This is a genomic window from Psychromonas arctica (genome assembly GCF_038155225.1).
Lineage (GTDB): Bacteria > Pseudomonadota > Gammaproteobacteria > Enterobacterales > Psychromonadaceae > Psychromonas > Psychromonas arctica_B.
The window spans coordinates 155,115-165,839 of record NZ_JBAKBA010000003.1 but is presented as its reverse complement, the minus strand read 5'-3'; the positions used below and the strand labels follow the sequence as shown (position 1 = coordinate 165,839).

Here is a 10,725-nt window from a genome sequence, read left to right as displayed (position 1 = left end):
TCTGCTATCAATAGTAAAAAGTTCAACATAAAAATGAATCATGCTCTGCTATCAATAGTAAAAAGTTCAACATAAAAATGAATCATGCTCTGCTATCAAGAGTAAAAAGTTCAACATAAAAATGGGATTGAGTAAAAAGTCATTGTATTTTTACTAGAAAAATAACATGGTAATTTAACCTAAATTTGTTAATCGTTTTTCCCGTTTATAGCCCGTTTTTTATTCATCTATCCCTCTTCTATAAATACGATCTCCTTGAATTTTTGATATAAAAAAAGAAAGCCGAAGCTTTCTTTTTATTTATAGAATAGAGATCATCTATTCAGTACAACTTTTTAAACTAAGATTCTACTCGACGCATTTTAGCACCTAGTGGAATAAGTTTATCTTCTATAGCTTCATAACCACGGTCGATATGATAAATTTCATCTACTGTTGTTTCGCCATGTGCGATTAAACCAGCAATGACTAAACTTGCAGAGGCACGTAAATCAGTTGCCATTACAGTTGCACCACTTAGCTTATCATTGTCACCACAAATAGCTAAATTACCATCCAATTCGATATTAGCGCCCATACGGATTAACTCAGGGACATGCATAAAACGATTTTCAAAGATATTCTCTTTAATACGACCAGTACCCGGTGCAACGGTATTCAATAAAGTAAATTGAGCTTGCATATCAGTAGGAAAAGCAGGATGTGGTGCTGTTGTAATATTAACTGACTTTAAAGTACGGCCTGTCATATCGACTTCAATCCAATCATCTCCGGTAGTCACTAATGCACCAGCTTCTTCTAATTTAGATAATACAGCAGTCAATAATAATGGATCAGTTTTAACACAACGTACTTTGCCACCACTCACAACACCAGCGACTAAGAAAGTACCTGTTTCAATACGGTCAGGTTGTACTTGGTAAGCACAGTCACCTAGCTTTTCAACACCTTCGATAATGATTGTATCAGTACCCGCGCCAGTAATTTTACCACCCATGCCATTAATAAAATTAGCAAGATCTACAATTTCAGGCTCTTTAGCAGCATTCTCAATCGTAGTGATGCCTTCTGCAAGTGATGCAGCCATCATTAAATTGCCAGTCCCCGTAACACTTACAAGGTCCATATATAGGTGACAACCTTTTAAGCGACCATCAACACGTGCCTTAATAAAGCCATCTTCTACTTTAATAGTGGCACCCATTTGCTCTAAACCATGAATATGTAAATTCACTGGACGCGCACCAATTGCACAACCACCAGGTAATGAGATATCAGCTTCGCCAAAACGAGCAACTAAAGGGCCTAATGCTAAAATCGAAGCTCGCATACTTCTTACTAATTCATAAGAAGCTGTGTAATTTTTAACATCTTTAGCATTAATATGAACTGTATGCTGGTCTTGGCTAGCAGTAGCACCTAGCTCTTTTAATAGCTCAAGTGTTGTAGATATGTCTTTTAAAAGCGGTACATTACTTAAATTGATATCACCTTCTGATAACAAAGTAGCAAATAAAATTGGTAAAGCTGCATTCTTTGCACCAGAAATAGTAACCTCACCATTTAATTGGCAGCCACCTTGAATAATAAATTGACCCATGAAAATCCCTATAAACTTACTAAATAAAATGTTTTTGTTTTTGCCATTCATCTGGTGTTAACGCTTTAATTGTTAACGCATGAATAGCATTAGTTGCTATCTCTTCAGACAAATGAGCATAGATACTTTGTTGTTTTTTAACGCGGCTCATATCAATAAACATGTCACTCACAGCAATCACTTGAAAAGTACCATTTTCGCCTTTAACAATACAAACGTCCAATGTCAGGGCTTGTTCTAATTTTTCTTTAATTATTTCAGTATTCATAATAAACCATTATTTTTCAAAAAAATTTTCTACACCATAAAGTTCAGCTAAAACAAGCAATTTTGCTGAAACATTAACTAATTGTAATGCAGGATATTGTGTTTTAATTTGTACTAAATAAGCGACTCCGGCCGAGTCAACGTTATTTAGTTGCGATAAATCTAAGTTTTCAACTGCTTTATAAGTATCTAGAGCGGGATAGGTTTGCTCGCTTAAATTAGCAAGCAATAAATCTTGTTCAAGCAACATGCTGTTACTCATGATTTAAACTCATCGTTTTTTTGTAGTAGTAATTTAATCACTTCATCAATTCCTTGTTTCTGAATTAATGAACCAAACTCTGATCGTTTAGTATCTAACATACTGACACCTTCAGCGATCACATCAAAAACTTTCCACTCACCTGTTTTTTTATTTTTACGCAATTTAAAATCTAGTTGGGTTACTTGCCCATTATTGTCGCGCATTCTAACAGGAACACTAACAATTTTCTTATCCTTAAAATTATTATTATCGAGTATTGTGAGCGTTTGCTGATCATATTTAATCAATATATGACCATAAGCATTAATTAAGTAAGTACGAAATGCTTCAACGAAATTATCTCGTTGTTCAGCAGTCGTATCACTCAAATGTGGACCAACCACACTATAGGCTGCATATTTGTAATCAAAATAAGGAATAAGCTCTTCATTAATAATTACTTTAATGTATTCAGGCTCTTTCGCTAGTCTGTCTTTTTCACTGGTTAAACGTTCAAAAGCATTAGTCGATAAAGTATGTAACGTTTTGTTAGGATCAGTTAAATCATTTTCACTCGCCATCAGTGAAAATGAAAGTGAATATAAAAAAGCAAAAACATAAATAAATAAGCGCATTAGTCGTCCTTATTAATAGAATAAATAAACTGCCCGATGAGGTCTTCAAGTACTAATGCAGACTTAGTATCTTCAATGACATCACCATTACCTAACATCTCTGTATCATCAAGAATGAAACCAGGTTTAATACCAACATATTGCTCACCTAATAATCCAGAGGTTAAAATAGCAAGAGAAGAGGTTTCAGGGTAAAAACCTTGTTTTTCGAACATCGAAAGCGTAACTAAAGGGGTATAAGTTTTAGTATCTAAAGAAATAGATTCAACACGTCCAACAACAACGCCACCTAATTTAACGGGAGCACGTGGTTTTAACCCACCAATATTACTAAAGTTAGCTTGTAACGTATAACTACCGCCTTCTCCTTTAAAAGATAAGCCTGCAACACTAAACGCTAAAACAATAAAAGAGGCGATTGCTGCAACAACAAATAACCCAACCCAAATTTCTAATTTTTTTTGTGGCATTTTAGCCTCCAAACATAATAACAGTCAGTAAAAAGTCCATCGCTAAAACAAGTAACGAAGCTAATACCACGGTTTTGGTTGTTGCTCTACTGATCCCTTGTGCATTAGGAATCACATGAAAACCATTATATAAAGCAACCCAAGTAACAATAAAAGCAAAGATAAGACTTTTGATCATACCATTCACAACATCTGGAACGAAATGAACACTGCCTTCCATTACAGACCAAAAAGAACCACCATCAATTCCCATCCAACTAACACCAACCAAAAACCCTCCCCAGATAGCAACTAGGTTAAATATTAAAGTTAATAGCGGTAAAGTGAGGATACCTGCAATCAAACGAGGTGCAATGACTCGTTTTAAAGGAGAAACAGCCATCATTTCCATACTGGCAATTTGCTCTGTACTTTGCATTAGCCCTATTTCAGCCGTTAATGCAGACCCAGCTCGTCCTGCGAAGAGTAAGGCGGCAACGACCGGCCCAAGTTCACGCAATAAAGATAAAGCAACCATACTACCTAAGCTTTCTTCGGCGGCATAGTCTACCAAAACATAATAACCTTGTAAGCTCAGTACCATACCAATAAAAAGACCTGCAGTTATAATAATAGGTAATGACAAAATCCCTAACTGATAAACTTGTGCAACACATAAATGAAATAGTTTAGGGTGGGGTTTCGCAAATAAAGTACGATAAAACATTACCGCTGACTGCCCGATACCTTGTATAGATTGCAAAGTATAAGTACCAGTATTTTGTAATACTTGTGTAAGGTATTGATACATTATCGATTTACCTCTTCTAAATCTGCTCGATAATCATTAGCAGGCATATGAAATGGGACAGGCCCTTGAACTGCACCCGCTAAAAATTGTTGTAATAATGCATTATCTTTTTGTGCTAACACTTCATCAACAGTACCTTCCGCAATAATTTTTTTATCGGCAAAAACATAAACATTATCTGCAATCGATAAGACTTCATTAACATCATGTGAAACAATGATAGATGTTAAACCTAATGTGTCATTGAGTTGTTTAACTAATTTTAACAACACATTCATTGAGATAGGATCTTGTCCCGTGAAAGGTTCGTCATACATAATGACTTCAGGATCCAGTGCAATGGCTCGTGCTAACGCAACGCGTCTAGCCATTCCTCCCGATAATTGTGATGGATATAAATCTTTTGCTCCACGTAAACCAACAGCATTCAGCTTCATCAATACTAACGTCGACAACAGTTTTTCATCTAAATGAGTATGTTCTCGTAATGGAAAAGCCACATTTTCAAACACGCTTAAATCATTAAATAGCGCGCCACTTTGAAATAACATGCCCATTTTTTTACGTGCTTTATAAAGCGCTTTTTCAGAACATTCATGAATTGAAGTTCCATTGAAGATAACTTCTCCACTATCGACAGGAATTTGTCCACCAATCAATTTTAGTAAAGTTGTTTTACCAATACCACTTGGTCCAAGCACAGCGGTGATTTTACCTTGTTCAAATTGCATATCGAGCTTATCAAAAATTTTCTTTTGTTGGCGCGTAAAGCTAAGTTGATTAATTACAATGTGTTGTGTTGGCATAAATACATTTTTCTCTAAGAAAAAGAAAGCTCAGTCTAATAACTCCACCATGAAAGGCAATTAATAATCGGACTAAATCGTAGTAAAATAATAATTTAGATTGGATTTTACCTATAAAAAGGTAAATAAGCTAAATTTAGCAAGCGTATAATGTAACTTGTGGCTCTTTTCTGACAAACTATCTTTATGATAGTTTCGATAATTATGACATTAATAACGACATTAATACTGTTTAATCTATTTAATGGTAAGTAGTCTTGTTATGATTGGCACATATTTTGAATTTGAAATAATCAATGCTCGCCTTACTGTGTGTACTTTGATATTTTCATAATATATTACTAGCATCTTAAAAAGAGTCGATAAATGATTGATACCCCTTATGGAAAAATCAGCACCGAGGTTTTTCAACAAGCAAAAAAAATAAAGCTCTTTGTCTGTGATGTTGATGGTGTATTTTCTGATGGTCGAATTTATTTAGGCAATGATGGTGAAGAACTTAAAGCATTCCATACAAAAGATGGATTTGGACTTAAAGCTATAATGCAGCAAGGTATAAAAGTAGCTATCATTACTGGTCGACAATCTAATATAGTTGAAAATAGAATGTCTGCACTAGGTATTAAACACATTTATCAAGGCAAAGATGATAAGTTAAGTGTTTACCAATCATTATTAGAAAAACTAAATCTAACACCCGAGCAAACGGCTTACATCGGTGACGATGTTGTAGACTTACCTGTCATGGAACAGTCAGGCTTAGGAATAGCGGTTAATGATGCTCATCCGTTGGTTTTACAAAAAGCGGATTTAGTGACAACAGTTAAAGGTGGATTTGGAGCCGTACGTGAAATTTGTGACTTATTTTTACAATGCCATGGACAACTTTCAATGACTCAAGGTAAAAGCGAATAAATGAACAAACGTAAGAGCATTCCTTTTATAGCCCTATTAGTTGCATTTATAGTATGGATATATGTAAAACCAGATATAGAACTTTCATCTCTTCCTGATCATCATCCTAGTTATATTGCTGACGATGTACAAAGTAATCATTACGATGAGTTTGGCTTTAATGATTATCGAGTGTTTGCAGAGAAAATGACTAATTTCCCTGAAAATGACACCACTTTATTTGAGTATCCTAAAGTGATTGTTTATACCAAAGATATAAAAACGGATGTTATAACAACATGGCAATTAACCAGTAAAACAGGCACATTGACAGAAAAATATAACTTACTATTATCAGGAGACGTTTTAGTTGAGAACCTCAGTAAAGATCAATTAGTACAAACAATGTCTACAGCTCAAGCAACATTGCAACTGGATAGTAAAGAAATTAGCAGCGACCAAAAAGTCACATGGACAGGACCACAAGTTAAACAAGAAGGTGTTGGATTTTGGGCATCAATGGTCACAGAAGAAATGAAACTTAATTCTAATATAAAAGCGGTATACCTTAATGAATCTAAATAAATTAACAGTTTTACTTACTATTTCGCTGTTTAATGTAAATGCTTCAGCATTAGAGTCTGATTTCGATCAACCTATTCATGTTTCTTCTATAAAACAACATGCAAGTTTGAAAACTAACACAGTCGTTTTTACTGATGAGGTTTTACTTACGCAAGGCTCCATTAAAATTACGGCAGATAAACTAACGGTTATCCGTGGTACTAAACCCAATCATGAAATGATGATTGCAGAAGGTAATGTAGCAACATTTCATCAAATACAAGATGATGGAAAACCACTTGATGCAGAAGCAAAACACATCAGCTATGAAGTCGCAAAAGGCAAAATAACATTATCTAAAAGCGCACAAGTGAAACAATTAGATAGTCAGGTAAATGGTGGAGAAATAGTTTATTTTTTAAAAAGCCAAGAACTGAATGTCACGACCGATCAAAGTAAAAAAGAACGTGTACAAACAGTCTTCTTGCCGGCTCAGTTTGAAAAAGAAAAAAGCACAGATTCAACTAAATCTTCTACTCCAAAAACGACTGGAGAACAGTAAATATGGCAGAATTACGAGCAAGCGGATTAGTTAAAAGTTATAAAGGACGTACTGTTGTAAATGGTGTCGGCCTAACAGTTAAAACAGGTGAAATAGTTGGTTTATTAGGTCCTAATGGCGCAGGAAAAACAACCTCTTTTTATATGGTTGTTGGTCTCGTTAAACAAGACCATGGCAGTATCGTTATCGATGACGAAGATATCTCTAGCGATCCGATGCATATTCGAGCGCAAAAAGGTATTGGCTACTTACCTCAAGAAGCCTCTATATTCCGCCGCTTAACCGTGACTGAAAATATTATGGGGATTTTGCAGACTCGTAAAGAACTAACGCAGCCACAACGAGATGAAAAGCTAAATACACTATTAGAAGAATTTCACATCACCCATATCCGTAACAGTAAAGGAATGAGCTTATCTGGTGGTGAACGACGTCGTGTAGAAATTGCACGAGCACTAGCAACTGAGCCAAAATTTATCTTGTTAGATGAGCCCTTTGCAGGGGTTGACCCTATATCGGTCATTGATATAAAAAATATTATTCAACAATTACGTGATCGCGGTCTAGGCGTATTGATTACAGACCATAATGTACGAGAAACATTAGATGTTTGTGAGCATTCATATATAGTGAGCCACGGAGAGATCATAGCCGTAGGCACACAAGATGAGATATTAGCAAACGACCATGTGAAGCGCGTTTATCTAGGTGAAGAATTTAAACTTTAAATCGTAACCATACGTTCAGGAAGATATGTTTTGATGAAACAGGGTTTACAATTGAAAATGGGTCAGCAATTAGCAATGACCCCTCAATTACAGCAAGCAATAAAACTATTGCAGCTATCAACGCTCGATCTCCAACAGGAGATTCAAAACGCATTAGATTCAAATCCTCTTTTAGAGCAAGATGATCAAACGGGTACTGAAGAGTTAGTCAAAGAAGCTGATAGCAGTGAAGTTGATACTTCAGAAGCCATTTCCCAACAAGAATTTTCAGATGATCTTCCTGCAGAAAAAGAATGGGAAGAATCTTATAACTCTACGCCTATTACAGGTAACACCTCTAGTGCTGTTGCTTATGACGGTGAAAGTACAGTCTATCAGGGAGAATCTTCGACTTCTCTACAAGACCATTTATTATGGCAAATGCAATTAACGCCTTTTACTGAAACGGATCAAGTCATTGCAATGGCAATTATCGATTCTATCGATGAGTCAGGATATTTGACCACTGACTGTGAAAGTATTTTAGATAGCTTAAAAGCTGATTTAGAAGATTTAGAATTAGATGAAGTAGAAGTAGTATTAAAACGTATCCAGCATTTCGATCCACTAGGTGTCGCAGCTCGTACCACTCAAGAGTGTTTACAAATTCAACTTCGCCAATTACCAAATACAACGCCATGGCGTGACGAAGCTATTCAAATACTTGAACAATACATGGATCTTCTTGGCAACAGAGATTACAGAACACTTGCACGTAAAAGTAAATTCAAAGAAGCGCAACTTGCAGAAATCATGCGCTTAATTCAAAGCTTAGAACCCCGACCAGGTAATGGTGTTGAAACAAGTGAAACACAATATATTATTCCAGATGTCTATGTTAAAAAGATTCAAGGACAATGGCGAGTATCATTAAATCAAGATTGCGATCCTAATTTATCGATTAACCAACAATACGCAAATATGTGCTCAGGTAACATAAGCAAAACGGACTCTCAATTCATTAAAGGCCATTTGCAAGAAGCGAAATGGTTCATCAAAAGCTTAGAAAACCGCAATGAAACATTATTAAAAGTATCGAACTGTATTGTGCAACAACAACAAGCTTTCTTTGAATACGGCGATGAATCGATGAAACCAATGGTTTTAAATGATGTTGCGTTTGAAGTCGAAATGCATGAATCAACTATTTCTCGTGTGACTACGCAAAAGTTTATGCATACTCCTCGTGGTATTTATGAACTGAAGTTTTTCTTTTCGAGTCATGTTGCAACCGATGGCGGTGGTGAATGTTCATCAACAGCTATCCGTGCTTTAATTAAAAAGCTCGTTGCAGCAGAGTTAACAACTAAACCTTTAAGTGATAACAAGATAACGCAGTTATTAGAAGAAAAAGGTATTCAAGTAGCAAGACGTACTATTGCTAAGTACCGAGAATCATTAGGTATTCCACCTTCTAACCAGCGAAAGCAATTACTTTAATTAGTGAGCAACGCAAATAAAATTGGGATTAACTATAGTTATTTAATGCTAACCTGCTAGACTCGCGCGTCCATTAAGTACAGTTAAACTATATATTATGAAAATATCTACTTTATTAAATAAAGATTCAGTATTCTGCCAAACTGCCTGCACTAGTAAAAAAGGTGCTTTAGAAAAAATCAGCCTGATTGCGGCCAAAGAATTAAACTTAGATTCGCAAGAGCTATTCGAAAGCTTGATTGCACGTGAGAAAATTGGGTCGACAGGAGTAGGATCAGGTATCGCTATTCCTCACGTCAAAATTTCTAGTGAATTACCAGCAACAGCAGTCTTTTTACAGTGTGAAACAGGCATTGATTATGATTCATATGACGGTAATAAAGTCGATATATTATTTGCTATATTCGTGCCAGAAGATCTTTGTAAGCAATACCTTTCTGCCTTATCAGAAATAAGCCAAAAGTTACTAGATAAACAGTTTTTACGCCAATTACGAAGTGCGCAAAGCAACCAAGAGTTATTTGAATTACTGACGTTATAAAATCACAGGAGTAGATATGAAGTTAATTGTTATTAGCGGTCGTTCAGGATCAGGAAAAACAATTGCCCTCCATGTACTTGAAGATTTAGGTTACAACTGTATTGACGGTGTCCCGTATCAATTACTAGAACAATTAATTGATACGGTCGACCCAAAAGACAATAAAATAGCGGTCACCTTAGATATACGTAATATGCCAACTGAAGTTGATGAAATTAAACAGCTTGTTGAAGCATTACAAAAAAAAGTAGAATTAGAAATCATCTATATAGATGCGCTAACCAGTGAGTTAATTCGTCGATATAGTGAGACTCGACGTTTACATCCTCTTTCCAAACAAAAGCACTCTTTATCTCAAGCCTTAGAATTAGAAAAAGAGATGTTAGCACCACTACAAGCGCTCTCTGCTTTTTCAATTGATACAACAGCCCTATCTGTTCATAATTTAAATGAACACCTAAAAATATACTTACAAGGCTCGACTAAGAGTAATTTATTAGTCATTTTCCAATCTTTTGGTTTTAAACATATACACCCGCAAGATGCCGATTATATTTTTGATGTGCGTTTTTTACCTAATCCATATTGGGAAAAAAACTTAAAAGAATACTCAGGCAAAGATAAACTTATTCAAGACTATTTAAGTGCCTTCCCATTAGTCAAAGAAACTATCACTAATATCGAAAACCTATTTTTAACTTGGCTGCCACACCTAGAACAAAACAACCGCAACTATGTCACCATTGCTATTGGTTGTACTGGCGGTAGACATCGTTCTGTCTATGTCACAGAACAAATAGCAGCACGTTTTAAACATAAGTACCAAATACAAATTGAACATAAATGTTTAAAGGAGTAATTCCTGTTGGATAAAATTAAGCAAACAATTACAATACAAAACAAACTCGGTTTGCACACACGTGCAACGATAAAACTAGTTGAATTAGTTAATGCTTTTGATGCGCAAATCACCATCACACACAATGAAAAAAAAGCAGATGCTGGTAGCGTACTTGGTTTATTAGTATTAGAAACTTGTTTTGGTCAAGAGATTGAAATAGAAGCGCAAGGTGCACAAGCACACGAAGCGATGTTAGCTGTTACTGAGCTCATCGAAAATAAGTTTTTAGAAGAAGAATAATACT

15 protein-coding genes are annotated in these 10,725 nt (G+C 35.5%); 8 read left to right on the top strand and 7 right to left on the bottom strand.

The features are described 5' to 3' along the window. Positions 1-340: 340 nt before the first annotated feature. Genes murA through V6255_RS02720 form a run of 7 tightly spaced genes read right to left on the bottom strand, consistent with a single transcriptional unit; the run spans position 341 to position 4,812 of the window. Complete coding sequence (gene murA / locus V6255_RS02750) at positions 341-1,600, bottom strand: UDP-N-acetylglucosamine 1-carboxyvinyltransferase (protein ID WP_341626766.1); 1,260 nt, start codon at positions 1,598-1,600, stop codon at positions 341-343. 19 nt (positions 1,601-1,619) lie between these two features. Then, positions 1,620-1,868 (bottom strand): BolA family protein, encoded by a 249-nt coding sequence (locus V6255_RS02745; RefSeq protein ID WP_160060536.1) that lies wholly within the window; start codon positions 1,866-1,868, stop codon positions 1,620-1,622. A 9-nt stretch (positions 1,869-1,877) separates the two neighbouring features. Further along, positions 1,878-2,129 (bottom strand): hypothetical protein, encoded by a 252-nt coding sequence (locus tag V6255_RS02740; RefSeq protein ID WP_341626765.1) that lies wholly within the window; start codon positions 2,127-2,129, stop codon positions 1,878-1,880. Then, entirely contained in the window at positions 2,126-2,746 is a 621-nt protein-coding gene (locus V6255_RS02735; protein ID WP_341626764.1) for an MlaC/ttg2D family ABC transporter substrate-binding protein, read from the bottom strand. Before V6255_RS02735 ends, V6255_RS02740 begins: the two co-directional genes overlap by 4 nt. Further along, on the bottom strand, positions 2,746-3,216 hold the full coding sequence (gene mlaD, locus V6255_RS02730; protein WP_341626763.1) for an outer membrane lipid asymmetry maintenance protein MlaD: 471 nt from the start codon (positions 3,214-3,216) through the stop codon (positions 2,746-2,748). The genes V6255_RS02735 and mlaD overlap by 1 nt, the downstream gene beginning before the upstream one ends. Position 3,217: 1 nt before the next feature. Beyond that, the gene (mlaE, locus tag V6255_RS02725) at positions 3,218-4,006 is read right to left on the bottom strand and encodes a lipid asymmetry maintenance ABC transporter permease subunit MlaE (protein WP_341626762.1); all 789 of its coding nucleotides are present in this window, start codon (positions 4,004-4,006) and stop codon (positions 3,218-3,220) included. Further along, positions 4,006-4,812, bottom strand: coding sequence for an ATP-binding cassette domain-containing protein (locus tag V6255_RS02720; protein WP_341626761.1), 807 nt, complete (start codon positions 4,810-4,812; stop codon positions 4,006-4,008). The genes mlaE and V6255_RS02720 overlap by 1 nt, the downstream gene beginning before the upstream one ends. A gap of 366 nt (positions 4,813-5,178) precedes the next feature. On the opposite strand from V6255_RS02720, the gene kdsC reads away from it, so the two are divergent. The 8 genes from kdsC to V6255_RS02680 all read left to right on the top strand — a co-directional run bounded on the left by kdsC (position 5,179) and on the right by V6255_RS02680 (position 10,721). Then, the gene (gene kdsC / locus V6255_RS02715) at positions 5,179-5,727 is read left to right on the top strand and encodes a 3-deoxy-manno-octulosonate-8-phosphatase KdsC (RefSeq protein WP_341626760.1); all 549 of its coding nucleotides are present in this window, start codon (positions 5,179-5,181) and stop codon (positions 5,725-5,727) included. After that, complete coding sequence (gene lptC / locus V6255_RS02710) at positions 5,728-6,291, top strand: LPS export ABC transporter periplasmic protein LptC (RefSeq protein ID WP_341626759.1); 564 nt, start codon at positions 5,728-5,730, stop codon at positions 6,289-6,291. It begins immediately after the preceding gene. Beyond that, positions 6,278-6,832: a lipopolysaccharide transport periplasmic protein LptA gene (gene lptA, locus V6255_RS02705; RefSeq protein WP_341626758.1), complete on the top strand. Its 555-nt coding sequence runs from the start codon at positions 6,278-6,280 to the stop codon at positions 6,830-6,832. Before lptC ends, lptA begins: the two co-directional genes overlap by 14 nt. A 2-nt stretch (positions 6,833-6,834) precedes the next feature. Beyond that, on the top strand, positions 6,835-7,560 hold the full coding sequence (gene lptB / locus V6255_RS02700; protein WP_160060527.1) for an LPS export ABC transporter ATP-binding protein: 726 nt from the start codon (positions 6,835-6,837) through the stop codon (positions 7,558-7,560). Between the two features lie 33 nt (positions 7,561-7,593). Then, a complete protein-coding gene (locus tag V6255_RS02695; RefSeq protein ID WP_341626757.1) occupies positions 7,594-9,039 on the top strand; it encodes an RNA polymerase factor sigma-54 in 1,446 nt (481 codons plus the stop codon). 97 nt (positions 9,040-9,136) lie between these two features. Next, positions 9,137-9,580: a PTS IIA-like nitrogen regulatory protein PtsN gene (ptsN, locus tag V6255_RS02690; protein WP_341626756.1), complete on the top strand. Its 444-nt coding sequence runs from the start codon at positions 9,137-9,139 to the stop codon at positions 9,578-9,580. A gap of 16 nt (positions 9,581-9,596) precedes the next feature. Then, entirely contained in the window at positions 9,597-10,439 is an 843-nt protein-coding gene (gene rapZ, locus V6255_RS02685) for an RNase adapter RapZ (RefSeq protein ID WP_341626755.1), read from the top strand. A 6-nt stretch (positions 10,440-10,445) separates the two neighbouring features. Further along, a complete protein-coding gene (locus V6255_RS02680) occupies positions 10,446-10,721 on the top strand; it encodes an HPr family phosphocarrier protein (protein ID WP_341626754.1) in 276 nt (91 codons plus the stop codon). Positions 10,722-10,725 lie beyond the last annotated feature (4 nt).